Below are 25,265 nucleotides of genomic sequence, written 5' to 3'. Positions count from 1 at the left end.
TTCCTCATTGCTGTAGGCGGTCAAGAATGGATCGAGCATAAATCCACCGCATAACCGACTGCGACAATCATTCACCCCGCATATGCGACCTCATCGCCAGTTACTTCCCGCTGCGCTTGAACGCCGCCTCCAGCGCCTCATTGAGGGTGCGCAACACCTTGACCCGGGCCCAGCGCTTGTCATTGGCCTCCACCAGGGTCCAGGGCGATATTTCGGTACTGGTGCGGTCGACCATGTCGCACACCGCCGACCGGTAGGCGTCCCACTTGTCACGGTTGCGCCAGTCGTCCTCGGTGATCTTGAAGCGCTTGAAGGGGATTTCCTCGCGCTCCTGGAAGCGCTCGAGCTGAGTCTCCTTGTCGATGGCCAGCCAGAACTTGACCACCACCACGCCGGCGTCGGCAATCTGCTCTTCAAAATCATTGATCTCGCCATAAGCCCGCAGCCAGTCGGCCCGACTGCAGAAGCCTTCGACCCGTTCCACCAACACCCGCCCATACCAGGAACGGTCGAATACGGTGAATTTGCCCCGCGCCGGAATATGCCGCCAGAATCGCCACATGTAGGGATGGGCCCGCTCTTCTTCGGTGGGCGCGGCAATCGGCACGATGCTGTACTGGCGCGGATCGAGCGCCGCCGCGACCCGCCGGATCGCTCCGCCCTTGCCCGCCGCATCATTGCCTTCGAACACGGCCACCAGGGCGTGCCGGCGCATGCGTTTGTCCCGCAGCAAGCCGGCAAACCGGGCCTGCTCGGTGATCAGTTGTTCCTCATAGTCGTCCTTGTCCAGCCGCAGGGTCATGTCCAGGCTGTCGATCAGGGTGATCTGATCATCCAGCGCTGGCAGCGGTGCCACGCTGACCTTTTCCGGCTTGATCTTCGGCCGGTCCAGCGCCTGGCGCATGCCTTCGAGCAGGATCCTGCCCACGGTGAGACTGCGGTAACAGGTGTCCACGCCCTCGATCACATGCCACGGCGCGTAATCGCGACTGGTCCGGCGCAGCACCCGCTCGCCGTACTTGACGAACTTGTCGTAGGTCTGGGATTGCTGCCAGTCCAGCGGACTGATGCGCCAACTGTGCAACGGATCATCCTTGAGCCCCTTGAGCCGCGCTTTCATCTGCTTCTTGGACAGATGAAACCAGAATTTGAAGATCAGTGCGCCTTCATCGCAGAGCATTTTTTCCAGGCGCTCGGCGGCATTGATCGCCTGATCGAGCCGAGGGTCCTTGAACTCGCCGTGAACCCGGCCCTGGAGCATCTGGCTGTACCAGTTGCCGAAGAAAATCCCCATGCGCCCCTTGGCCGGCAGCATCCGCCAGTAACGCCAGGCGGGTGGCCGGGCCAGTTCTTCGTCGGTCTGCTGGTCGAACGTGCGCACTTCGATCAGCCGCGGGTCCATCCACTCGTTGAGCAACTTCACCGTCTCGCCCTTGCCCGCGCCCTCGATACCGTTGATCAGCACAATGACCGGGAAACGGCTCTGCTGATGCAACTCGAACTGGGCTTCGAGCAGTGCTTCACGCAGTGCCGGCACTTCGGCCTCAAAGGTGTCTTTATCGATGGCGTGACCGATTTCGGCGGATTCGAACATAGGCAGCTCCTTCCTGGGATTGGGCCAAGACTAGCGGATTGGATGCCGCGGTGTGTAGGAGCTCCTGCGCAGTGACCCAGCCTCGGGCTAGAATAGCGTCCCGGATTTCACCGAGCCTGCCATGCCCCCCGTACAGCACCACGCCCAACTCGACTGGGATGACCAGGGTCTGCCCCGTTCCCGGGTGTTCGACGATGTGTATTTCTCCGACCAGTCGGGTCTGGAAGAAACCCGCTATGTGTTCCTTGAACAGAACAACCTGGCCGAGCGCTTCGCCGCGCTGCCGGACAATGGGCGGCTGGTGATCGGTGAGACCGGGTTCGGCACCGGGTTGAATTTCCTCTGTGCCTGGCAGTTGTTCGAGCAATGCGCGCCCACCGGAGCGCGACTGCATTTTGTCAGTGTCGAAAAATACCCCTTGAGCCCTCCAGACCTGCGCCGGGCCCTCGCCCTGTGGCCGTCACTCAAGCTTCAGGCCGATCAGTTACTGGAGCAATACGTTGCGATCCATCAGGGTTTCCAGCGCCTGACGCTGGCGGGCGGACGGGTGACGTTGACCTTGATGATCGGCGATGCCCTGGAGCAGCTGCCGCAACTGGACGGACACATCGATGCCTGGTTCCTGGATGGCTTCGCACCGGCCAAGAACCCCGACATGTGGACCGCCGAGCTGTTCGCCGAACTGGCCCGGCTGGCGGCGCCGGGGGCCACCCTGAGCACCTTCACCAGCACCGGTTGGGTGCGGCGATTGTTAAACGCGGCGGGCTTCAAGATGAAGCGCACACCGGGCATCGGGCATAAATGGGAAATCCTGCGGGGCGTGTTCCTCGGCTGGCCGGAATCACAGGAACAGCCCGCCCCCCTCCCGGCAAAACCCTGGTACGCCCGCCCCGCACCGCCCACCGGCGAGCGCCGGGCCCTGGTGATCGGCGGAGGGCTGGCCGGTTGCGCCAGCGCGGCGAGCCTCGCGGCCCGTGGCTGGCAGGTCACCTTGCTGGAGCGGCATGCCGGGTTGGCCGAGGAAGCGTCGGGCAACCCCCAGGGGGTGTTGTACCTCAAGCTGTCCGCCCACGGCACGGCGTTGTCGCAGATGATCCTCAGCGGTTTCGGCTACACCCGGCGCTTGCTGGAACACCTGCAACGGGGCATGGACTGGGACGGCTGCGGTGTCTTGCAGTTGGCCTTCAACCACAAGGAAGCCGAGCGCCAGGCGCAACTGGCCGCCGCGTTCCCGGCCGATCTGCTGCACACAATGGAGCAACCCGAAGCCGAGGCGCTGTCCGGTATCGGCCTGGCCTGTGGCGGTCTGTTCTACCCTGAAGGGGGTTGGGTACATCCGCCGGCGCTGTGCCGATGGCAGGCCTCAGGCCCGTTGGTCGAAGTGTTGCCTCACCATGAAGTGCTGGATCTGCGCCGCGTCGATGGCCAGTGGCAAGCCTGGGATGGCGAACGTTGCGTGGCCAGCGCCCCGGTGGCGATCCTCGCCAGCGCCGCCGAGATCAAGCGTTTCGAAGCGGCCGCCGACCTGCCCCTCAAGCGCATACGCGGGCAAATCACCCGTCTGCCGCAGACCGACCGCAGCCAGGGCCTGCGCACGGTGGTCTGCGCCGAAGGCTACGTGGCCCCGCCGCGAATGGGCGAACACACCCTGGGCGCCAGTTTCGACTTCAAGAGCGATGACTTGACGCCCACCGCCGCCGAACACGCCGGCAACCTGCAAATGCTCGAAGAAATCTCTCTGGACCTGGTGAACCGCCTGGACGCCGGCATCCTGGATCCGGAGCAGCTCGACGGCCGTGTGGCGTTCCGTTGCACCAGCCCGGACTATCTGCCGATTGTCGGGCCGTTGGCGGACAGCCGGGCATTTACCGAGGCGTATCACGCCCTGAGCAAAGATGCCCGTCAGGTCCCGGACAGCCCTTGCCCCTGGCTCGATGGCCTGTACGTCAACAGCGGCCACGGCTCCCGCGGCCTGATCACCGCGCCGCTGTCCGGTGAACTGATCGCCGCCTGGCTGGACAACGAACCCCTGCCACTGCCCCGCAGCGTGGCCGAAGCCTGCCATCCGAACCGCTTTGCCCTGCGGGCATTGATTCGCGGCAAGGCCTGACGCAGCTGAACATCCACCGTCAACACCTGTGGGAGCGAGCCTGCTCGCGATAGCGATGAGTCAGCTTGCATCAATGTTGGCTGTATCGCCGCCATCGCGAGCCGGCTCGCTCCCACAGGGTCCCTGCGCCCCCCTGCCAAGCCGTGCCCGCCGATCGGCTTATAACGCATCGATCTAAAACTCACGGCAATCCCATCGGTCAGTTCCAGGGTACCCGCCATTTCGGCGTGTACCGTTTGCCCCCTCCCCAACGGAAAAACCGGTAAGGACTTATGTGCGGATTAGCTGGAGAGTTACGTTTCGATCAACAACCTGCGGACCTTGCGGCCGTAGAACGAATGACCCATCACCTGGCCCCTCGCGGCCCCGATGCGTGGGGTTTTCATAGCCAGGGCCCGATTGCCCTGGGCCATCGGCGCCTGAAAATCATGGACTTGTCCGATGCCTCGGCCCAGCCGATGATCGACAATCAATTGGGCCTGTCCCTGGCCTTCAACGGCGCGATCTACAACTACCCGGAACTGCGAGCCGAACTGGAAGCGTTGGGCTACGCCTTTTATTCCGGTGGCGACACCGAAGTGTTGCTCAAGGGCTATCACGCCTGGGGCGAAGCGCTGCTGCCCAAGCTCAACGGCATGTTCGCCTTTGCCATCTGGGAGCGCGATGCCAAGCGCCTGTTCATCGCCCGCGACCGTCTCGGCGTCAAGCCTTTGTACCTCTCCCGTACCGGCCAGCGCCTGCGCTTTGCCTCGGCGTTGCCGGCGCTGCTCAAGGGCGGCGACATCAGCCCGATGCTCGACCCGGTCGCCCTCAATCACTACCTGAATTTCCACGCCGTGGTCCCGGCGCCCCGTACTCTGCTGGCCGGCATTGAAAAACTGCCGCCTGCCACCTGGATGCGGGTTGAAGCCGATGGCAGCAGCGAGCAGAAAACCTGGTGGACCTTGCCCTACGGCCCACGGCCCGATGAGCAGGACCTGAACCTGGAAGACTGGATCGACCGCGTGCTCGACAGCACCCGAGAAGCCGTTGCCATTCGCCAGCGAGCCGCCGTGGATGTGGGGGTGCTGCTTTCCGGCGGCGTGGACTCGAGCATGCTGGTGGGCTTGCTGCGTGAAGTCGGCGTGGACGACCTGTCCACGTTCTCCATCGGTTTTCAGGATGCCGGCGGCGAACGGGGTGACGAGTTCCAGTATTCGGACCTGATCGCCAAGCACTACGGCACCCGCCATCACCAACTGCGCATCGACGAAAAAGAAATCATCGAGCAACTGCCGGCGGCCTTCCGCGCCATGAGCGAGCCCATGGTCAGCCATGACTGCATCGCTTTTTACCTGCTGTCGCGGGAAGTCGCCAAGCATTGCAAAGTGGTGCAAAGCGGCCAGGGTGCCGACGAGCTGTTTGCCGGTTACCACTGGTATCCACAGGTGGACGGCGCCAGCGATCCCTACGCGGCCTATCGCGCGGCGTTCTTCGACCGCAGCTACGAGGAATACGCCGCCACGGTGCAGCCGAAATGGCTGACGGCCAACGACGCCGCCGGTGACTTCGTCAAAGAGCATTTTGCCCAACCGGGCGCCGATGCGGCGGTGGATAAAGCCTTGCGCCTGGACAGCACCGTGATGCTGGTGGACGACCCGGTCAAGCGTGTCGACAACATGACCATGGCTTGGGGCCTGGAAGCCCGCACGCCGTTCCTGGATTACCGGCTGGTGGAACTCTCGGCCCGGGTTCCGGCGAAATTCAAGTTGCCCGATGGCGGCAAGCAAGTCCTCAAGGAAGCCGCCCGGCGGGTGATTCCCGGCGAAGTGATCGATCGCAAGAAAGGCTATTTCCCGGTGCCGGGCCTCAAGCACCTGGAAGGCAACACCCTGGCCTGGGTCCGCGAACTGCTGCTGGACCCGAGCCAGGATCGCGGCCTGTTCAACCCGGCCATGCTCGACCGCTTGCTCACCGACCCCAACGGCCAGCTTACCCCGCTGCGCGGCTCCCGCCTGTGGCAACTGGCGGCGCTGAACCTGTGGCTCAGCGAGCAAGGAATCTGATCGATGAAACCCCACACGACGCTTCACAACCAACGGCTGCTGCGCGGCCAGGCGCCTTCGTATGAACGCTTGCAGGCGCGCCTGGCGGTAGACGGCAGCGAATTGGGCGCCGATCCCATTGCGGTGCATTGTGGTTGGGGCCGATTGCTGATCGGCCATACCTTCCCGGACCCGGCGACCCTAGGCCAGGAACTGCTCAACGAACAACCCGGCGAACGTGACATTGCCCTGTACGTCGCGGCCCCCCAGCAAGTGCTGGGGCTGGAGCCGGCGCAATTGTTCCTCGACCCTTCCGACACGCTGCGCCTTTGGTTCAGCGACTATCGGCAAGCCACGCGGGTGTTTCGCGGCTTCCGGATTCGCCGGGCCCAGAACGACACCGATTGGCAAGCCATCAACCAGCTCTACCAGGCCCGCGGCATGCTGCCGATCGATCCCCAGCGCTTGACGCCGCGCCATCAGGGCGGGCCGGTCTACTGGCTGGCCGAAGACGATGACAGCGGCGCAGTCATTGGCAGCGTCATGGGCCTCAATCACCAGAAAGCCTTCAACGATCCGGAAAATGGCAGCAGCCTCTGGTGTCTGGCGGTGGACCCGCAGTGTTCACGGCCCGGTGTCGGAGAAGTGCTGGTACGTCATCTCATCGAACACTTCATGAGCCGTGGCTTGAGTTACCTCGACCTGTCGGTGCTGCATGACAATCGCCTGGCCAAGAATCTCTACGCCAAGCTCGGTTTCCGCAACCTTTCGACCTTCGCCATCAAGCGCAAGAACGGCATCAATCAGCCGCTGTTCCTGGGACCAGGACCCGAGGCCCAGTTCAATCCTTATGCGCGGATCATCGTCGAGGAGGCGCACCGCCGGGGCATCGAAGTGCAGGTGAACGATGCCGAAGGCGGGTTGTTCACCCTGATCCATGGCAGCCGCCGGGTACGGTGTCGCGAATCCCTGAGTGACCTGACCAGCGCCATCAGCATGACCTTGTGCCAGAACAAGAGCCTGACCCATAAAGTGCTGAAGAACGCCGGCCTGAACCTGCCGGCGCAACAGTTGGCGGGCAATGCCGACGACAACCTGGCGTTTCTCGATGAACACGAACGGGTGGTGGTCAAGCCGCTGGACGGTGAACAGGGCCAGGGCGTGGCGGTGGACCTGCGCACCATCGAAGAGGTGCAGAGCGCCATCGAAGCGGCCCGGCAGTTCGACAGCCGAGTGTTGCTGGAAAGCTTTCACGAAGGGCTCGACCTACGCATCCTGGTGATCAACTTCGAAGTGGTGGCCGCGGCGATCAGGCGTCCCGCGGAAGTCATCGGCGACGGCCAGCACACCATCGGCGCCCTGATCGAGGCCCAGAGCCGTCGACGGCAAGCGGCCACCGGAGGAGAAAGCAAGATTCCAATGGACGCCGAAACCCAGCGCACGCTATGTGCCGCGGGGTATGACTACGACAGTGTGCTGCCGGCCGGCGAGCATCTGTTCGTACGACGCACCGCGAACCTTCATACGGGCGGCGTCCTGGAAGATGTCACCGGTATTCTTCATCCGACCCTGGCCGATGCGGCGGTACGCGCGGCGCGCGCCCTGGACATCCCCATGGTCGGCCTCGACCTGCTGGTACCGGCCGCTGATCAACCCGGATACGTGTTCATCGAAGCCAACGAGCGCGCCGGCCTGGCCAACCACGAACCACAACCCACTGCCGAGCGCTTTGTGGACCTGTTGTTTCCCCATAGCCAGGGGGTGGCCTGACACTCAGTGTACCGATCGTTCCCACGCTCCGCGTGGGAACGATCGGACCCACTTAACTGTTCCGAGAGGAGTTTCCATGATCAGCAAAATCCCCGAACCGAATCTCGAATACCTGCAAAAAGTCCTGCTGGAAATGCTCGCCATCCCCAGCCCGACCGGCTTCACTGACACCATCGTGCGCTATGTCGCCGAACGCCTCGAAGAGTTGGGTATACCTTTCGAAATGACCCGTCGCGGTACGATCCGCGCCACCCTCAAGGGTCGCAAGAACAGCCCCGACCGGGCCGTATCGGCCCACCTGGACACCATTGGCGCCACCGTGCGGGCCATCAAGGACAACGGCCGCCTGACCCTGGCGCCGGTAGGCTGCTGGTCCAGCCGGTTTGCCGAAGGCAGCCGGGTCAGCCTGTTCACCGACACCGGCGTGATCCGCGGCAGCGTGTTGCCCTTGATGGCGTCCGGGCACGCCTTCAACACCGCCGTGGATGAAATGCCCATCAGTTGGGATCACATCGAATTGCGCCTGGACGCGTACTGCGCCACCCGTGCCGACTGCGAAACCCTGGGGGTGGGCGTCGGCGATTACGTCGCCTTCGACCCCTTGCCGGAATTCACCGAGAGCGGCCACATCAGCGCCCGTCACCTGGACGACAAGGCCGGGGTCGCGGCGTTGCTGGCGGCGCTCAAGGCGATTGTCGACAGCGGCGAAGAGCTGCTGATCGACTGCCACCCATTGTTCACCATCACCGAGGAAACCGGCAGTGGCGCGGCCGCCGCGCTGCCCTGGGATGTCAGCGAGTTCGTCGGCATCGACATCGCCCCGGTCGCACCCGGCCAGCACTCCAGCGAACACGCCGTGAGCGTGGCGATGCAGGACTCCGGTGGGCCCTACGACTATCACCTGTCACGGCATTTGCTGAAACTGGCCAAGGAGAACGAACTGCCGGCACGGCGCGATCTGTTCCGCTACTACTTCAGCGACGCCCACTCGGCCGTCACTGCCGGTCACGACATCCGCACCGCCCTGCTGGCCTTCGGCTGCGATGCCACCCATGGCTACGAACGCACCCATATCGACAGCCTGGCCGCCCTCAGTCGGTTGCTCGGTGCCTACATCCTCAGCCCGCCGGTATTCGCCAGCGATGCGCAACCGGCCCAGGGTTCACTGGACCGCTTCAGCCACCAGATCGAACACGATACGCAGATGGAAAGCGACACCCGGGTGCCTTCGGTGGATAGCCTGGTGGGCCAGCGTTCGGGTAACTGACAGAGGGTCTCACCGTCCGGGAGGTTGCCATCGCGAGCAGGCTCGCTCCCACAGGGGCGCATGGCGTAGATCCACTGTGGGAACGAGCCTGCTCGCGATGGGGCTGGAACAGCCACCGCAATCCAAGGCTAGCCGCAAAGGCCCATAGGCCGTAGCATCTGCGACATTGTCCAGCCGAGGTCCCCCATGCTGATCCCCCACGACCAACTCGAAGTCGACACGCTCACTCGCCTGATCGAGGACTTCGTGACCCGCGACGGCACCGACAACGGTGACGACACGCCCCTGGAAACCCGTGTGCTACGGGTCAGGCAGGCTTTGACCAAGGGCCAGGCGATGATCGTCTTCGATCCGGAGAGCGAGCAATGTCAATTGATGCTCAAGCATGACGTGCCCAAGCACCTGTTTGACTGATCACGCCTTGCGGGCAACCTGATTCTTCTTTCTCTGGATCTTTTCGTATATCTCGAAGCGATGAACATCGATGTGCCGCGGCGCTTCCACGCCAAACCGCACGGTGGTGCCGCTGACCGACAGCACACGAACGGAAATATCATCACCGATGGAAATCAGTTCACCCACGGCACGGCTGAGTACGAGCATGGTTCTTGTCCTTAAGAAGGTCTGGACCTTGACCATGCCCGGCCTGTTTCCTGTTCACAAGACGCGGGCAAGAATTCAGTAAACCCCTACAAACAAGACTCTGGGAACTGAAGGAAACTTCCTGCAAAAACGGGTCGGACCACGCCGTTTTCAAGGCCCAGAGAAACGAGGGCCGAACAGAATCACACTGGCGCCCAGCATGCACAGCGCCACGCCGATCCAGTCGGACCCCAGTGGTCGCACCCGCTCCACCACGGCCAGCCAGGCGATGGAGGCGATGATGTAGATACCGCCATAGGCGGCGTAGGCACGACCGGCATAGGTCGCTTCAACGCGGGTCAGCAACAGGGCGAACAGGGTGAGGCTGAGCAATGCCGGTGCGATCCACCAGGCGCTCTTGCCCTGGCGCAACCACATCCAGAATGCGTAGCAGCCCGCGATTTCGAACAGCGCGGCGAGAAAGAACCACAGATAGTTGAGCATGCAGGTGTCCATCAGGAAGGCCGGATGGCGCCATCCTGAGGACACCGCATAGCAAGGTCAAGTTGGGTTCTGTCGGGCCTTGGCGCGCATCTTGTCGGCCATGACGGTCATTTCGTCGTACAGCAACCGCGGGTTCTTCTGCTTCATCGCCCAGGCCATGCGTCCCTGTTCGTGGGGCAGGATCATGAACTCACCCTGGGCGACCTGCTGGAAGATGTAGTCTGCGATGTCGGCGGCGGTGATGGGCGAACTTTCCAGCAACTTGCCCACTTGGACCTTCATGGCCGGGGTCGGACCACGGAAGGAGTCCAGCAGGTTGGTCTGGAAGAAAGACGGACACACCACATGCACGTCGATCTCCTGCTGCGCCAGTTCGACCAGCAGGCTTTCCGACAACGCCACCACGCCAGCCTTGGCGACGTTGTAGTTGCTCATCGCTGGCCCCTGCATCAGCGCCGCCATGGAAGCGATGTTGACGATCTTGCCGCGGCTCTTTTCCAGCAACGGCAGGAACGCCTTGCAACCCTTGACCACCCCCATCAGGTTGATCGCAATCTGCCAGTCCCAGTCCTCCAGCGACAATTCACTGAAGAAACCGCCCGAGGCCACGCCGGCGTTGTTGACGATGATGTCGATGCCGCCGAGTTTTTCTTCGCAGGCCTGGGCGAACGCCGTCAGCTGACTGTAATCACGCACATCGCAGCGCTGGACAAAGCCGTCGGCGCCGGCATCGCGCACCAGCCTGAGGGTTTCCTGGAGGCCTGGCTCACTGACATCCGACAACGCCAGGCGCCAGCCTTCGCGGGCCCAGCGCAGCGCGATTTCGCGGCCCAGGCCCGAGCCGGCACCGGTGATCATCATGCGATTTTGCATAGGAAACAGCCTTGTTGTTCCGGGAGAGATGGGCCGAGTGTAGCGAAGGAGCCAGCGGTGCCCACGCTCCATCAGATTGCTGAATGGCGGGGGCAAACCACAAAGGGTTTTGATTGAGGGGATGCTTTTGTGGCCCGGCCGTTCAGGCACCAAAAAACTTTGAATTTTTTACAGGACGTTACGGTCGGACTTATTAAGCCGCCCGGATTTAATGCAGCGTGCTGGCAGTTGAAAGTTGTATCACTCCAAAACTGACCAATAAGGAAATCAACAATGGGCACAATACTCATCATTATCCTGATCCTCCTGCTGATCGGCGGCCTGCCGGTCTTCCCGCACTCCAGAAGTTGGGGTTACGGCCCGTCCGGCATCATCGGCGTAGTGTTGGTAGTGCTGTTGATACTGCTGTTACTGGGCAAGATATAAATCAATGGCAAAAAAAAGAGGCCTTTTTCAAGGCCTCTTTTTTATTTGCCGATCATCAGTCCGGCTTTCCATCCAACACACCAGCGGTGTTATCCAGCAGGCTCTTGGTGGCGGTTTGCAGGAAAGACTCAAGCTTGAGCTTCATCTGGGCGCTATCCGGTGCGTCCGGGATGACTTCCGCACGCGGGTTGGCCCCCAGTTCATAGCGGAACATCTTCGGCCCCATTTCCTTTTCCTTGGGCAGTACCAGGATCCGGTCGCCCTGGATGATCGCCGTAGTCTGATCACTGCCCGACGGCTTGATCACACCGAAACCGGTATCGCCCTGTGGCAGGTTCAACAGGTCACGGCCCCAGCACTGATGGCGCACCTGTCCGCCGATCCGCCCCATGATGGTGGGGACGATGTCGACCTGGGTACCCACGGTGTGGTTACGCTGGCCGAATTTTTCCTGGACACCCGGACCGATCAACAACATCGGCACGTTGAAGCGGCCCAGGTCCATCTCGGTGATCTGGCGTTCGTTACCGAAACCATGGTCGCCAACCACAACGAACAACGTTTCCTTGAAGTAAGGCTCCTTGCGTGCCTTCTCGAAAAACTGGCCCAGCGCCCAGTCCGAGTAGCGCATGGCGGTCAGGTGTTCGTTCAGGCTGCCGCGGTCGGTGACCCGCTCTACCGGCAGCGGTGTCGGCAACGCATACGGCGTGTGGTTGGACAGGGTTTGCAGCAAGGCATAGAACGGCTTGCCGTTTTCCCGCGCCTTGAGTTCGATCAGGCCACGGTCGAACATGTCCTGGTCGGACACGCCCCAGGTCGGATCGGAAAACACCGGGTTGACGAAGTCGTTTCGCCCGATGAAGTTGGTCATGCCCTGGTTGCTGAAGAAACCCGACTGGTTGTCCCAGGCGAAATCGCCGTTGTAGACATACACATCGTCGTAGTCACGGGCGCTGAGCAGCTGGGGCAGGCCCGACAGCTTGTGGCTGCCTTCCGGCGTCTGCATCAGGTATTCGAAGCCGGGCAGGTTCGGGAAGCACGCCATGGTGGCGAACATGCCCTGGTGGGTATGGGTGCCGTTGGAGAAGAAGCGGTCGAACAACAGGCCTTCCTTGGAGAGCTTGTCCAGGTAAGGCGTGATGTTGCCCGGTGCGCCCAGGGCGCCTACCGAGTGACCGGCCATGCTTTCCATGAGGATCACGACCACGTTCTTGATCGGCAGGGTCTTGTCGGCTGGCGGCGTGTAATCGCGGCGCACGGCAGCAGTGGCGGTATCCACAAGCTTGTCGTCGGGCAATACCAGCATGTCACGCACGGTCTGCTGTGCCAGTGGCTGCTCGAGGGTGGCTTTCCAGATGTTGTCACGGTCTTCGGACATGCGGCTCTTGGCCGCCGCCACCAGCGACAGCGTGCCATTGAGGCCCAGCTGGTTGGCGAAGTTCGAATCGGTGGTATAGACGTCACCCCAACGCAGCGGCGGGCCTTGACGCAAGGTGCCACGCGCCGCGGCCACCGCCACCAGCAGGCAGACGACGAACACCGCCACCCGGCCGTACCACGGGGCGATCTGGCGGGTGCCGATGCTGCCGCCGCTGAACGGGCCGCGCGGGCGGGTTGCACGGTCCGCGCCCTTGAACGCCAGGCTCAGGATGATGGTGCCGCCGGCCCAGGCCAACAGGTAGCGCACCACCGGGAATCCGTACCAGAGCATGCTCATCACGGTTTTCGGATCTTCCTTCACGTATTGGAAGACCAGGCCGTTGAGGCGCTGGTGGAACTCACGATAAAAGTCCATCTCCATCAGGCCCAGGAACAGCGCAATGCTGGAGGTGACGGTCAGCCAGAAACGAAAGAAGCCGCGGGCCGCCATGGCGCGGACGCTGAACAGCGCCAGCAGCAGCGGAATGCTGAGGTAGACCACCAGGCGCAGGTCAAAACGCAGGCCATTGGCGAAGGCTTCAACGAAAGTCGAGGCCGGTGTATCGAGGATCATTTGGCGGTTATAGACCAGCAGCGCCACACGCAGCAGGCTGAACATCACCATCATCACCAGGGCGCAGAGCAATGTGTAGGCCAGGTGCGATTTGACGGTCGGTTGCAGCAGGCGATGGGTGCTTCGCTGCTGACTCAGGGCGTCCGGGATTGCCATGTCGTTTGAGGACCCTATTGGAGTTGGAGTGACAAAAAGTACAAAGGCGCACCCTCCGCTGGCCAAAGCCTGGCCCGGGGGTTGCGCAAGAGCGCAGATGTTGCACGAACGGCTACGGCATTGCCATTAAATAACCGGCGGCAATAACGGCGCGAGGATTGTCCGCAAGATTTTGTGAAAAATTCGTTCAATGAATATCTGGAAACACAAAATGCCGGCCCCCAACATGAGGCCGAACCCGATTGTGGCGAGTGGATTTATCCCCGCTGGGCTGCACAGCAGCCCCATTCCAAACAACTCAATCAACCTGACACACCGAGTTGCAATTGGTGGGGCTGCTTCGCAGCCCAGCGGGGATAAATCCCCTCGCCACAAAAAGCCCCAACCAAATCAGTCGTTACTCGGCTTGTTGATCGCCTGCAACACATACTGCGGCATCGCAAACGCACCGAGATGAATCTCGGGGTTGTAGTAACGGGTGACGATGCCACTGCCAATGAACCGCTCGTGCAGGGTTTCACGGGAGAGTTTGCGGTAAGCGCTGTCGGTCGAACCCCAGGCGAAAGTCATGGCGCCGCCGATGTAGGTCGGCACGGCTGCCTGGTAGAAGTGCCAGTCGGCAAACAGGCCACGCAGCCGGCCGGCGGTGGTCTGCACTTCGCCCAGCTGCATGAACGGCGTGCCGTTCTGGGTCACCAGGATGCCGCCGTCGTTCAGGCAGCGATGGCAAGCCTGGTAGAAATTTTCCGAGAACAACACTTCACCCGGGCCGATCGGGTCGGTGGAGTCGGAAATGATGACGTCGAACTTCTCCTGGGTGCTGGAAACGAAGCGCATGCCGTCGTCGATCACCAGGTTCAGTCGCGGATCGTCGTAGGCGCCTTTGGAATGGTTGGGCAGGAACTCCTTGCACATGTCCACCACGGTGCCGTCGATCTCCACCATGGTGATGTGCTCGACGCCCAGGTGCTTGGTGACTTCACGCAACATGCCGCCATCACCGCCACCGATGATCAGCACACGCTTGGCCTTGCCGTGGGCGAGGATGGGCACGTGGGTGAGCATTTCGTGGTAGATGAACTCATCGGCCTCGGTGGTCTGGATCACGCCATCGAGCGCCATCACCCGGCCCATGCGCGGGTTTTCGAAAATCACCAGGTGCTGGTGTTCGGTACGCACTTCGTGCAGCAGCTTGTCCATCCGGAAACGTTGGCCATAGCCTTCGTAGAGGGTTTCCAGGTAGTCGCCGGCCGGGGTGGTCGTCATGGTCAGGTGCTCCGATAGCTCACAAAGGCGCGCATTCTACGACGATGGGGATGACAGGTCGAACCTTGTAGGAGAGATGCAGGAGCTGTCGAGCGAAGCGAGGCTGCGATCTTTCCCCGGACAATTGAGTCTCGGAGCGAAAAGATCGCAGCCTTCGGCAGCTCCTACAGGTCGGAGGAGCAAGCACTCTCTAGTGGAACTGGCGCCCCAAGCCCCCTGGTACGCCTTCGATGGTGGTGTCTTCCCAAGGCCCGTTCGGGCTGACGGAGCGGCTCCAGCCGTTGTTCCAGCGATAGTAGGTGCGCTGGCGGTAAAAGGTGTTGGGCTGGTTATCCAGTACATAGACCCCGAGCTTGGCGTCCCAGTGGCTGTTGCCCCCAGGCGGTGGGGCGAAACTGGCGGACGTGCGCGGCAACGGCTTGGCCGGTTTGTTCGGGGTGACCGGTTTGCCCGGCGCGGTGGACGGCACCGGTTTGGTGGTCGGCGTCGAAGGCGGAATGGGTGGCAGCGGCGTCGAGGGCTCCGGCGGACGATGGACCGCACAAGCGCTCAACCCCAGAACGAGTGTCAGCAGAGTGATACGAGCGATGGCGGTCATGGTGCAAATTCCTGTCATTGGTCCGGGCTGTCGATGGTCAGTTGTTGCGGCGTCGTGGTGCTGCTGGCCAGGGGCTGGCTGCGGCCGATCCACTCACCGGAAGTCGGTTGCCCGGCCCGGGAGATACGCGCCACCAGTTGGACTTCAGGGAAGTTCGACAGTTTCAGTTGCGGCATCATCGCATCCGCGTCCCCCAGCTCGACGCTGACGGGCAGGTCGGCGACTGTCAGGCGCTTGGCCGCCAATGGCGCAGGCGGGCCGGAAACGGCACGGGCAAAGATGAATACGCTATCGCCCGGCTGCACCTTGGCCTTGAGTGCAGGCGCCAGGTCGACACGAACCTTAAGCAATGCGCCGGCCTTGACCGCCGGAGCCTGAGCCACCTTGCCGCCGCTGGCTTGCAGCTTCTCGGTGGCCCGGGCAATGCCGCCTTGCAGCGCCTCGCGGGATTTGTCGCCCTCCGGCAGTTGCGCCAGCAGGCGCCCCCAGTAATCGATCGCGTCCTGATACCGCTCGCCTTCAAACGCAGCGATGCCCAACAGGCCCAAGCTGGTGACTTCCTTGGGATCGAGCTTCAGAGCCTCATCGGTCAAGGCCTGGACCTTGTCCGACCATTTCTTGCCATCGGCAAAATACTGCGCCTGGGCCCATTGCCCCAGCAGTTCGGGCTGCCGACCCGCCAGCGCCACGGTGCGCTCGAAGATCTTCGCCGCATCCGCCGGCCGATCCTGGGCCATGTAGGTACGCCCGAGGAAATACAAGCCCTCGGCGGAATCCGGCTGTGCCGCCACCGCCCTCTCCAGGCGCTGGGTCATTTCTTCCATCGATTGCGGTGCCTGGGCGAATTCACGGGTCAGTTCGACCTTGTCGCTCGCGCCGAAGTGCAAGTACAAGCCCAGGCCCAACACCGGCACCAGCACGGCGGCAAGCAACGGCAGTGGCTTGCCCATGCGCGATTCGCGCGGCGCCTCGGCGCCCTCGGTATCGGCGAGCAGTTCCCGGGCGGCTTCGGCGCGGCCCGTGTCCAGTTGCGCGGCATTGAGCACACCCTCCGCCTGCTCGGCCTGCAACTCGGCGACACGTTCCTGGTACAGCGCCACATTGAGCGCGGTTCGGTCCTCCTCCCGTTGGGCGCGACGGACCCGCAGCACGGGGATCAACAGGAAACTCAGGGCAATCAGGAGAAGCAGACCTGCGGCGAGCCAGAAATCAATCATGCTTGGTGTTATCCAACAGTTGGTCGAGGCGCTGGCGCTCCTCGACGGAAAGCGTGTCCGGGGCGGCGGTGCGCTGTACCCGGCGGCGGCGCACGATCAGCGCGATGACGACGAAGCCGCCGAGCAACAACCCGGCGGGGCCGAACCAGAGCAGCGCGGTCTTGGAGGTCAGGGCCGGGTTGTAGCGCACGAACTCACCGTAGCGATCCACCATGAAGTCGATGATCTGCTGGTTGTCCTTGCCCTCGCCGAGCATGCGGAAGATTTCCTTGCGCAGGTCGGCGGCAATCGGGGCATTGGAGTCGGCGATGTCCTGGTTCTGGCACTTGGGGCAGCGCAGTTCCTTGGTCAGTTCGCGAAACCGCTCGCGCTCGCCTTCGTTGGCGAATTCGTAGGTGTCGATGGCGGCATGGGCCACGCCCGCGAGACTCAACCCCAGGACGACGGCGGCTAACCAGCGCTTCATGGCTTGGCCTCGTCCACCAGTGCCTGGTATTTGCCAGCCAGTTTCTCCCGCCAGACCTGCTCGTCGATCACACCGACGAACTTGTCACGGATCACGCCCTTGGCGTCGATGAAGAAGGTTTCCGGAGCCCCGTAGACCCCCAGGTTCAGGCCCAGGGAGCCTTCTTCATCACGAATGTCCAGCTGATAGGGGTTGTGGAACTCGGCGAGCCATTTCAAGGCATCGACGTTGACGTCCTTGTAATTGACGCCGTAGATCACCACGCCTTTCTCGGCCAGTTTATTCAGCACCGGATGCTCAACCCGGCAGGAAATGCACCAGGTGCCCCAAACGTTGACCAGCGCCGGCTTGCCCAGCAGGTCGGCCCGGGTCAGCGTCTTGTCGCCCTGCACCGACGGCAGGGTGAACTCCGGGAACGGCTTGCCGATCATCGCCGAGGGCAACTCGGACGGGTCCAGGAAAAGCCCCCGGTACAGAAAGACCGCCACCACCAGGAACAGCGCCAGCGGCAATACCATCAACCAACGTCTCATGCAGTGGCTCCCGTCACGCCCAGGGCTTCGCGCACCCGGGTTTTCACCTTGACCCGATAACGCCGATCCAGCGCCGCCAGCCCCCCGCCCAGTCCGGTCAACAGACCACCGAACCAGATCCAGCGCACGAACGGCTTGACGTGTACCCGCACCGCCCAGGCGCCGTCGCCCAGGGACTCGCCCAATGCCACATAGAGATCGCGGGTGAAACCGGCATCGATCCCGGCTTCGGTCATCACCGAGTTCTGTACGGTGTAAAGGCGCTTCTCGGGATGCAGCACCGTCACTTCCTGGCCGTCACGAATAACCCGCACGGTGCCTTTATCGGACGTGAAGTTCGGCCCTTCGAAATGCTTGGCCCCCTCGAAAACAAACTGGTACCCGCCCAGGTCCATGGACTCTCCCGGCGCCAGGCGCAGGTCGCGTTCGGCGCTGTTCTGGCTCGATAGCACCACGCCCAGGGCACAGACGGCGATACCCAGGTGGGCGATCTGCATGCCCCAGTAGCTGCGGGTCAGGGTTGGCAGGCCCTTGACCAGGCCCTTGTGACGGGTCTTGTCGAAAATGTCCCGTACACCGGCCAGCAATACCCAGGCGGCCAGCACAAAGGTCGCCAGCACGGCCCAGTTGAAGTCGCCATAAGCGATCCCGGCCACCACGGCCAGGGCGGCGGTGCCCAGCAGCACCGGCGTCAGCATGCCCAGCAGCCATTTGACCGGCGTGTCTTTCCAGCGCACCAGCACGCCGACGGCCATCACCACCATCAGGATCGCCATCAGCGGGATGAACAGCGCATTGAAGTACGGCGGCCCGACCGACAGCTTGGCCCCGGAGAGCGCATCGAGCACCAGCGGGTACAACGTTCCCAGCAGGATCATCGACGCGGCCACCACCAGCACCAGGTTGTTGCCCAGCAGCAGCGTCTCCCGGGACCAGAGGTTGAAACCAACCTGACTCTTGACCACGGGTGCCCGCAAGGCGAACAGCGTCAGTGAACCGCCGACCACGAACAGCAGGAACATCAGGATGAACACCCCACGCTCGGGGTCCGAGGCAAAGGCATGCACCGACGTCAGCACGCCGGAACGCACCAGGAAGGTTCCCAGCAGGCTCAGGGAGAACGCGGCGATCGCCAGCAGCACGGTCCAGCTCTTGAATACGCCGCGCTTTTCCGTGACCGCCAGGGAGTGAATCAGTGCGGTGCCCACCAGCCAAGGCATGAACGAGGCGTTTTCCACCGGATCCCAGAACCACCAGCCGCCCCAGCCCAGCTCGTAATAGGCCCACCACGAACCGAGGGTGATGCCGATACCGAGGAAGGCCCAGGCGACGATGGTCCATGGACGTGACCAGCGGGCCCAGGCGGCATCGAGGCGACCGCCCAGCAGCGCGGCGATGGCAAAGGCAAACGCCACGGAAAAACCGACGTAGCCCATGTAGAGCATCGGCGGGTGAACGATCAGGCCGATGTCCTGCAGCAGCGGATTGAGGTCGCGGCCATCCATCGGCATCTGCGGCAGGATCCGCGCGAACGGGTTGGACGTAACGATCAGGAACAGCAGGAAACCGGTGCTGATCATGCCCATTACCGCCAGCACCCGGGCGAGCATCACCTGGGGCAACTGCCGGGAGAACACCGAGACGGCGAAAGTCCAGCCGGCGAGAATCAAGGCCCAGAGCAGCAGCGACCCTTCATGGGCGCCCCACACCGCACTGAACTTGTAGTACCAGGGCAAGGCGCTGTTGGAGTTGCTCGCGACATAAGCCACGGAAAAATCATCGGTCATGAAGGCGTAGGTCAGGCAACCGAAGGCGAACACCATGAAGGCGAACTGTCCCCACGCCGCCGGCTGGGCCAGGCTCATCCACAGGCGGTCGCCGCGCCAGGCACCGAGCAGCGGCACCACGGCCTGCACCAGGGCCAGGCACAGGGCCAGGATCATCGCCAGGTGACCCAGCTCGGGAATAAAGATGCCAGTGTTCATCGATCAGCCCTCCTTCACGGGAGCGGGCGCCGACTGACCACTGTCTTTCAGAGCCTTGGTCACTTCCGGCGGCATGTATTTTTCGTCGTGCTTGGCCAGCACTTCGTCGGCCACCACCACGCCATCGGCGTTGAGCTTGCCCAGGGCGACGATGCCCTGTCCTTCACGGAACAGGTCCGGAAGGATGCCACGATAAGTGATGGTCACGGTCTTGTTGAAATCGGTGACGTTGAATTTCACGTCCAGCGAATCCCCGGAACGTACCAGGGAGCCCTTCTCCACCATGCCGCCCGCCCGGATACGGGTGTCCTTGGGCGCCTCGCCATTGGCGATCTGGGTCGGGGTGTAGAACAGGTTGATATTTTGCTGCAGGGCGCTCAAGGCCAGGCCGACCGCGGCACCGACCCCCACCAGGATCGCCAGGATGATGACAAGACGTTTTTTGCGCAGCGGATTCACTGACCGTTCTCCCGGCGCAGACGACGCGCCTCTTGTTGCAGATACCGCTTGCGGGCCAGGATCGGCACCGCCACGTTGAGGGCCAGCACCGCCAGGCAGATGCCATAGGCCGACCAGACATACAGGCCATGATGGCCCATGGCGAGGAAATCGCCGAATGAAGCGAAACTCATCGAGCGGCCTCCAGGCTGTTCTGTACTTCGGCCTTCACCCAACTGGCCCGGGCTTCGCGCTTGAGCACTTCCAGGCGCATGCGCAGCAACAGCACCGCGCCGAAGAAACAGTAGAAACCCAAGGCGGTCAGCAGCAACGGCAGCCACATTTCCACCGGCATCGCCGGTTTTTCCGTGAGGGTGAATGTCGCGCCCTGATGCAGGGTGTTCCACCACTCCACCGAGTACTTGATGATCGGGATGTTGATCACGCCAACGATCGCCAGTACCGCGCAGGCCTTGGCGGCGCTCTCACGATTACTGATGGCATTGCCCAGCGCAATAAGACCGAAGTACAGGAACAGCAGGATCAGCATCGACGTCAGGCGGGCATCCCAGACCCACCACGAACCCCAGGTCGGTTTGCCCCAGATGGCCCCGGTGACCAATGCCACGGCGGTCATCCAGGCGCCGATGGGCGCGGCGCATTGCAGGGCCACGTCGGCCAGCTTCATCTTCCAGACCAGCCCGACCACGCCGCACACCGCCAGCATGACGTAGATGGACTGGGCCAGCATCGCCGTGGGCACATGGATGTAGATGATGCGGAAGCTGTTGCCCTGTTGATAATCCGGCGGCGCGAACGCCAGGCCCCAGACCACGCCGATGCCAATCAGCAGCAGTGCGGCGATGCTCAGCCAGGGCAATAATTTGCCGCTGATGCCGTAGAACCATTTGGGTGAGCCGAGCTTATGAAACCAGGTCCAGTTCATTGCTGTTTCCATCACGGTTGCGGCGCGCTGTCACGCGCCGCCGGGTCTGCCTTAACTTCACAGGAAGTGGTCGTTTTTTGACCAGGCCTCATTATTATTCGCCGACGCTGATCTTCAGGCCAGCAGCTATTGCAAAGGGTGTCAGGGTTATCGCCAGGGCAGTCAGGCTTCCCAGCCAGAGCAGATAACCGGTCGCCGGCATGCCCTGCAAGGCGGCTTGCAAGGCGCCACTGCCGAGAATCAACACCGGGATATACAGCGGCAAGATCAACAACGCCAGCAACAGGCCGCCGCGCTTCAAGCCCACCGTCAACGCCGCCCCTACCGCCCCGAGCAGGCTCAGCACCGGTGTACCCAGCAGCAGCGAAACCAGCAGCACCGGCATGCACGCGGCGGGCAACCCCAGCATCATCGCCAGCAACGGCGAGAGCAAGACCAGCGCCAGGCCGGAAAAAACCCAGTGTGCCAGTACCTTGGCCAAAACCAGAAGGGCCAGGGGGTGCGACGAAAGGACCCACTGTTCCAGGGAACCGTCTTCGAAATCACTGCGGAAAAGCCCGTCCAGCGAGAGCAGGACCGACAAAAGCGCTGCTACCCAGACCAGTCCTGGCGACAAGGTTTGCAACAATTGAGTCTCCGGTCCAACCGCCAGCGGAAACAGCGCAATGACGATCGCGAAGAACACCAGCGGGTTGGCCAGTTCGGCCGGACGGCGGAACAACAGGCGTGCCTCGCGGGCAAGCAGCAGGCCAAAGACACTCATACGGCCCAGGTCCCCAGATCAATGCTGCGATAACCGGACGGCATCCGGGCCAGGGTGTGGTGGGTGGTCAACAGCACCGTGCCTCCGCCCTCGCAATGCCTGGCCAGGTGTTCCTCGAGCTGCGCCACGCCCTGCTTGTCCAGGGCGGTGAAGGGTTCGTCGAGAATCCACAGCGGCGGGCTGTCCAGGTACAGCCGGGCCAGGGCCACGCGGCGCTGCTGACCGGCGGACAAGGTATGGCACGGCACGTCTTCGAAGCCGCGCAACCCCACCGTGGCCAACGCCTGCCAGATCGCCTCGCGGCCGGCGGGCCGATGCAGTGCACAAAGCCAACTGAGGTTTTCCTCGGGAGTCAGCAGATCCTTGATCCCGGCGGCGTGGCCGATCCAGAGCAGGTTGCGGGCCAGCTCGCTACGCTGGTCCTGCAAGGGCTGGCCGTTGAGCAACACCTGGCCGGCGGTCGGCTGCATCAACCCGGCCAACAGCCGCAGCAGGCTGGTCTTGCCGCTGCCGTTGGGGCCACTGACTTGCACCATATCGCCAGGCGAGAGTCTCAATTCGAGGTGTTCGAAAAGCAGCCGCAAGTCTCGCTCACAGGCGAGGCCGACAGTTTGCAAGAGAGGACTGGTCAAGGGATCGCGGGCCTTATACGGTTTAAGTCGGCGGTGCAGCGGCCGTTAAAGAGATGCAGCATAGATGCATTGATGGCCTGTTCCACAGAGCTGCGTCAAACAATTGCAAGGTTTTCGCCACGCCCTGAAAGACGGGCGGCATTATACATGCCATGCCCCCAAGGGGCGTTCTCAATTAGTTCCAGGGTAAGACCGCAGATGACAGGCGACATGAACATCCAGCCGCTGCCCCAGCCCACGGCAACGACACGTACGCCGGCGGTCGGTGGCGAGCTGCTCAAATTGCTGACGCCGGTCGAAGGCCTGATCGCTGCCGGCCAGACGGCCAATGCCGAAGTGCTGTCGCTCAAGCAGGCGGACCAGACTTTCCAGCTATTGCTCAAGGTCACCCTGGAAAGCGGTCGGCAGACCACGGTGCAGGCCACCAGCGCCCAGCCGTTGCCACAAGGCACCAGCCTGGCGGTGACCCAGCCGTCCGCCAGTAACCTGGCGATCGCCGTACAACAGGCCGTAGCCTCCAGCGTTGCGACCCTGACCCGGATCGACACCACGCAGCTGCCGGTCGGCACCCTGCTGCAAGGCAAGGTGGTTACCAGCCAGGCGTTGCCGCAGTTGCCGGGGCAACCGGCGGTGTATCGGTCGCTGGTGAGCCTGCTCAACACCGCCCAGGCCGGCAGCACCCTGGATATCGATAGCCCCCGGCCGCTGCGTATCGGCACGCTGTTGAGTGCCCAGGTGCAAGACGCCCAGACGTTGAAATTCATTCCGCTGAGCAACCGCCAGGAACAACTGGCGGTGAGCCAGCAACTGGTGACCCAGGTGAGTCGCCAGGGCTCGTTGGACAGCCTGATCAGCGCCCTGCAGGCGTTGCCCGCCACGGATGAGACCGGCGTCGAGTTACGTGCCGCGGTGACGCGCCTGCTGGCCAATCTGCCGGATGTGCAGCAATTGAGCACGCCCAAGGGCCTGGCCCAGGCCTTGGCTGCCAGCGGTGTATTCCTGGAAAGCAAACTGCTGGCCGGACAACCTCCGAGCGTGGCTGCGGACCTCAAGGGTGACCTGCTGAAGTTGATCGCTCAACTGACCACGACCCTGCCCGCGTCCACCAATCTCGGCGCAGTCATCGCCGCCAACACCCTGGCCCAGGCCTTGCCCAGCTTCGTGCGCAACGCCCTCGGTACCCTCGGCCAGGTCAGCGCCAAGCCGCAACCCACCGGTTTTCCCCTACCTTCGCGCCTGCTCAAGGGCCATGACGGTGAGGGCGACCTGGAACACCTGCTGCGCCTCGCCGCTGCCGCCGTGTCGCGCCTGCAAAGCCATCAGCTGTCGAGCCTGGAGCAAACCGGCCTGACCGACGATGGTCGGTTGATGAGCACCTGGCAACTGGAAATCCCGATGCGCAACTTGCAAGACATCGTGCCATTGCAGGTCAAATTCCAGCGAGAGGAAACCCCGCCCCGGGAGCAACCCGACGAGCGCCGGGAAGAACACGAAGCCAAACAGCAGCTCTGGCGGGTCGAGCTGGCATTCGACCTGGAGCCGCTGGGGCCCCTGCAGGTCCAGGCGCAATTGCTCAGCGGCAGCCTGTCCAGCCAGTTGTGGGCGGAACGGCCCTACACGGCGAACCTGATCGAACGCAACCTGACGGCACTGCGCGAGCGCCTGGTGACCTGCGGCGTGAACGTTGCAGACCTGGACTGCCATGTCGGCATCCCGCCTAAAGGCCCCAAGACCCGACTCGAACAACGCTGGGTGGACGAAACCGCATGACAACCCATACCGAACCACGCCAGGCCATCGCCCTCAAATACGACGGTCATCATGCCCCCACCCTCACCGCCAAGGGCGACGAAGCCCTGGCCGAGGAAATCCTGCGGATCGCCCGGGACAGTGAAGTGCCGATCTATGAGAATGCCGAACTGGTGAAGCTCCTGGCCCGGCTGGAGTTGGGGGAGAGCATTCCGCAGGAGTTATATCTCACCATCGCCGAGATCATTGCCTTTGCCTGGAAACTCAAGGGCAAATTCCCCAAGGGGTTCGACCCGCACGCACCGAGTGTCGAGAAGGATGTGACGGAGCGCGGGGAGGATTACTGATTCCACGCCACATGGCTGCAGCGAAGAAGGCTGTGGGAGCAAAGCTTGCTCCCACAGGTTCCAGGGCGTTTTGATCCTTGACTGGAACCGATGATCAGCCCCTGTGCAACTTGCTCATCAACTCCGCCTCGGCCTGGGTCAAGCCGCAGGCCTGGGTCAGTTCGTCGATACTGGCGCCCATGCCCACCAGCCGCGCGGCTTGGGCGAAGGACAGGCTCGAGGGGTCGCGCTGTTCCAGTTGGGCCAGTTTGTCCGGCAACGGGCTGAGCACGGCACGCAGCTCATGGATGGCTTCACCCATGCGCACGGTACCGTTCTGGTAATCGTCGACACGCTTGGCCAGGTCCTTGATGCGCTGATCGCGCAGCGCATCGCCCTGGGCCTGCTGAGCGGCGATCTGCCGCTGGCTACGTATGTACGCCAGGAATATCGCCAGCGTGCCTGCCCAGAAAAGGAACAGGACAATGACTGCTACCTCAAGAATCAATCAGATACTCTCCAGTTCCGACCACTCTTCTTCGCTCATCATTTTTTCCAGTTCGACCAGGATCAGCAACTCGTTGTTCTTGTTGCAGACGCCCTGGATGAACTTGGCCGATTCTTCGTTACCGACGTTAGGCGCGGTTTCGATTTCCGACTGACGCAAGTAAACCACTTCGGCAACGCTGTCGACCAGGATCCCGACCACTTGCTTGTCGGCCTCGATGATCACGATACGGGTGTTGTCGTTGACCTCGGTGGAGTTCAGGCCAAAACGCTGGCGGGTGTCGATCACCGTGACCACGTTGCCACGCAGGTTGATGATACCCAGCACGTAGCTTGGCGCACCCGGCACCGGGGCAATCTCGGTATAGCGCAGCACTTCCTGCACGCGCATCACGTTGATGCCGTAGGTTTCGTTATCGAGTTTGAAGGTGACCCATTGCAGGATCGGATCTTCGGAACCCTTGAGAGACGACGCCTTATCATTCATACCCTGACCCCTCGAAAAACCGCCTGTGGCGGTGTGTTCTGCGCCGTGACGCT

The 25,265-nt window shown here is 62.6% G+C and carries 26 protein-coding genes; 8 read left to right on the top strand and 18 right to left on the bottom strand.

Going from position 1 to position 25,265, the window contains the following annotated elements:
• Positions 1–100: 100 nt before the first annotated feature.
• Complete coding sequence (gene pap / locus LOY35_RS08330) at positions 101–1,594, bottom strand: polyphosphate:AMP phosphotransferase (protein ID WP_258631902.1); 1,494 nt, start codon at positions 1,592–1,594, stop codon at positions 101–103.
• Positions 1,595–1,715: 121 nt separating this feature from the next.
• Here pap and mnmC point away from each other — a divergent pair, with 121 nt between their 5' ends.
• The 5 genes from mnmC to LOY35_RS08305 all read left to right on the top strand — a co-directional run bounded on the left by mnmC (position 1,716) and on the right by LOY35_RS08305 (position 9,179).
• Positions 1,716–3,704, top strand: a complete 1,989-nt coding sequence (gene mnmC, locus LOY35_RS08325; protein ID WP_258631901.1) for a bifunctional tRNA (5-methylaminomethyl-2-thiouridine)(34)-methyltransferase MnmD/FAD-dependent 5-carboxymethylaminomethyl-2-thiouridine(34) oxidoreductase MnmC — start codon at positions 1,716–1,718, stop codon at positions 3,702–3,704.
• 272 nt (positions 3,705–3,976) lie between these two features.
• Complete coding sequence (locus LOY35_RS08320; RefSeq protein WP_258631900.1) at positions 3,977–5,749, top strand: N-acetylglutaminylglutamine amidotransferase; 1,773 nt, start codon at positions 3,977–3,979, stop codon at positions 5,747–5,749.
• Positions 5,750–5,752: 3 nt separating this feature from the next.
• A complete protein-coding gene (ngg, locus tag LOY35_RS08315) occupies positions 5,753–7,498 on the top strand; it encodes an N-acetylglutaminylglutamine synthetase (RefSeq protein WP_258631899.1) in 1,746 nt (581 codons plus the stop codon).
• Positions 7,499–7,574: 76 nt separating this feature from the next.
• A complete protein-coding gene (locus LOY35_RS08310) occupies positions 7,575–8,765 on the top strand; it encodes an osmoprotectant NAGGN system M42 family peptidase (protein ID WP_408981192.1) in 1,191 nt (396 codons plus the stop codon).
• 186 nt (positions 8,766–8,951) lie between these two features.
• A complete protein-coding gene (locus LOY35_RS08305; protein WP_024778700.1) occupies positions 8,952–9,179 on the top strand; it encodes a YheU family protein in 228 nt (75 codons plus the stop codon).
• Here the strand turns inward: LOY35_RS08305 and csrA are convergent, their stop codons facing one another.
• The 3 genes from csrA to LOY35_RS08290 form a co-directional block, all read right to left on the bottom strand.
• On the bottom strand, positions 9,180–9,368 hold the full coding sequence (gene csrA / locus LOY35_RS08300) for a carbon storage regulator CsrA (protein WP_055128366.1): 189 nt from the start codon (positions 9,366–9,368) through the stop codon (positions 9,180–9,182).
• Positions 9,369–9,518: 150 nt separating this feature from the next.
• Positions 9,519–9,851: a YnfA family protein gene (locus LOY35_RS08295; RefSeq protein ID WP_258631898.1), complete on the bottom strand. Its 333-nt coding sequence runs from the start codon at positions 9,849–9,851 to the stop codon at positions 9,519–9,521.
• 57 nt (positions 9,852–9,908) lie between these two features.
• Complete coding sequence (locus tag LOY35_RS08290) at positions 9,909–10,724, bottom strand: SDR family oxidoreductase (protein ID WP_258631897.1); 816 nt, start codon at positions 10,722–10,724, stop codon at positions 9,909–9,911.
• A gap of 273 nt (positions 10,725–10,997) precedes the next feature.
• On the opposite strand from LOY35_RS08290, the gene LOY35_RS08285 reads away from it, so the two are divergent.
• Positions 10,998–11,150, top strand: a complete 153-nt coding sequence (locus tag LOY35_RS08285; RefSeq protein ID WP_018606531.1) for a DUF3309 family protein — start codon at positions 10,998–11,000, stop codon at positions 11,148–11,150.
• Positions 11,151–11,205: 55 nt separating this feature from the next.
• Here LOY35_RS08285 and LOY35_RS08280 read toward each other — a convergent pair whose 3' ends face one another.
• From LOY35_RS08280 to ccmA, 12 genes are all read right to left on the bottom strand, one after another.
• Positions 11,206–13,299, bottom strand: a complete 2,094-nt coding sequence (locus tag LOY35_RS08280) for an LTA synthase family protein (protein ID WP_258631896.1) — start codon at positions 13,297–13,299, stop codon at positions 11,206–11,208.
• 390 nt (positions 13,300–13,689) lie between these two features.
• Positions 13,690–14,565: a polyamine aminopropyltransferase gene (gene speE / locus LOY35_RS08275; protein WP_258631895.1), complete on the bottom strand. Its 876-nt coding sequence runs from the start codon at positions 14,563–14,565 to the stop codon at positions 13,690–13,692.
• Positions 14,566–14,755: 190 nt separating this feature from the next.
• Positions 14,756–15,163, bottom strand: a complete 408-nt coding sequence (locus tag LOY35_RS08270) for a hypothetical protein (protein ID WP_258631894.1) — start codon at positions 15,161–15,163, stop codon at positions 14,756–14,758.
• Positions 15,164–15,177: 14 nt separating this feature from the next.
• Positions 15,178–16,380 carry a c-type cytochrome biogenesis protein CcmI gene (ccmI, locus tag LOY35_RS08265; RefSeq protein WP_258631893.1) on the bottom strand — a complete coding sequence of 401 codons (1,203 nt, stop codon included), beginning with the start codon at positions 16,378–16,380 and terminating at the stop codon, positions 15,178–15,180.
• Positions 16,373–16,846, bottom strand: a complete 474-nt coding sequence (locus LOY35_RS08260; RefSeq protein ID WP_258631892.1) for a cytochrome c-type biogenesis protein — start codon at positions 16,844–16,846, stop codon at positions 16,373–16,375. The genes ccmI and LOY35_RS08260 overlap by 8 nt, the downstream gene beginning before the upstream one ends.
• Positions 16,843–17,379, bottom strand: coding sequence for a DsbE family thiol:disulfide interchange protein (locus LOY35_RS08255; protein WP_258631891.1), 537 nt, complete (start codon positions 17,377–17,379; stop codon positions 16,843–16,845). Before LOY35_RS08255 ends, LOY35_RS08260 begins: the two co-directional genes overlap by 4 nt.
• A complete protein-coding gene (locus LOY35_RS08250) occupies positions 17,376–19,364 on the bottom strand; it encodes a heme lyase CcmF/NrfE family subunit (protein WP_258631890.1) in 1,989 nt (662 codons plus the stop codon). The genes LOY35_RS08255 and LOY35_RS08250 overlap by 4 nt, the downstream gene beginning before the upstream one ends.
• A 3-nt stretch (positions 19,365–19,367) precedes the next feature.
• Positions 19,368–19,823 carry a cytochrome c maturation protein CcmE gene (gene ccmE / locus LOY35_RS08245; protein ID WP_024778689.1) on the bottom strand — a complete coding sequence of 152 codons (456 nt, stop codon included), beginning with the start codon at positions 19,821–19,823 and terminating at the stop codon, positions 19,368–19,370.
• Positions 19,820–19,996 carry a heme exporter protein CcmD gene (ccmD, locus tag LOY35_RS08240; RefSeq protein WP_042729135.1) on the bottom strand — a complete coding sequence of 59 codons (177 nt, stop codon included), beginning with the start codon at positions 19,994–19,996 and terminating at the stop codon, positions 19,820–19,822. Before ccmD ends, ccmE begins: the two co-directional genes overlap by 4 nt.
• Positions 19,993–20,748, bottom strand: coding sequence for a heme ABC transporter permease (locus tag LOY35_RS08235; protein ID WP_047701622.1), 756 nt, complete (start codon positions 20,746–20,748; stop codon positions 19,993–19,995). Before LOY35_RS08235 ends, ccmD begins: the two co-directional genes overlap by 4 nt.
• A gap of 94 nt (positions 20,749–20,842) precedes the next feature.
• A complete protein-coding gene (ccmB, locus tag LOY35_RS08230) occupies positions 20,843–21,511 on the bottom strand; it encodes a heme exporter protein CcmB (protein ID WP_003183957.1) in 669 nt (222 codons plus the stop codon).
• Positions 21,508–22,143 carry a cytochrome c biogenesis heme-transporting ATPase CcmA gene (ccmA, locus tag LOY35_RS08225; protein WP_258631889.1) on the bottom strand — a complete coding sequence of 212 codons (636 nt, stop codon included), beginning with the start codon at positions 22,141–22,143 and terminating at the stop codon, positions 21,508–21,510. The genes ccmB and ccmA overlap by 4 nt, the downstream gene beginning before the upstream one ends.
• 198 nt (positions 22,144–22,341) lie before the next feature.
• Between ccmA and LOY35_RS08220 the strand changes: the two genes are divergently transcribed.
• Positions 22,342–23,913: a flagellar hook-length control protein FliK gene (locus tag LOY35_RS08220; RefSeq protein WP_258631888.1), complete on the top strand. Its 1,572-nt coding sequence runs from the start codon at positions 22,342–22,344 to the stop codon at positions 23,911–23,913.
• A complete protein-coding gene (locus LOY35_RS08215) occupies positions 23,910–24,239 on the top strand; it encodes an EscU/YscU/HrcU family type III secretion system export apparatus switch protein (protein WP_258631887.1) in 330 nt (109 codons plus the stop codon). Before LOY35_RS08220 ends, LOY35_RS08215 begins: the two co-directional genes overlap by 4 nt.
• Before the next feature lie 94 nt (positions 24,240–24,333).
• On the opposite strand, the gene LOY35_RS08210 is transcribed toward LOY35_RS08215, so the two are convergent.
• Positions 24,334–24,726: a DUF2802 domain-containing protein gene (locus LOY35_RS08210; RefSeq protein WP_258631886.1), complete on the bottom strand. Its 393-nt coding sequence runs from the start codon at positions 24,724–24,726 to the stop codon at positions 24,334–24,336.
• Positions 24,727–25,212: a chemotaxis protein CheW gene (locus tag LOY35_RS08205; RefSeq protein WP_024778681.1), complete on the bottom strand. Its 486-nt coding sequence runs from the start codon at positions 25,210–25,212 to the stop codon at positions 24,727–24,729.
• Positions 25,213–25,265: the final 53 nt, after the last annotated feature.

The organism is Pseudomonas sp. B21-028 (assembly GCF_024749045.1).
In the GTDB taxonomy this organism is placed as follows: domain Bacteria; phylum Pseudomonadota; class Gammaproteobacteria; order Pseudomonadales; family Pseudomonadaceae; genus Aquipseudomonas.
This window is presented reverse-complemented; position numbering and strand designations above follow the sequence as displayed.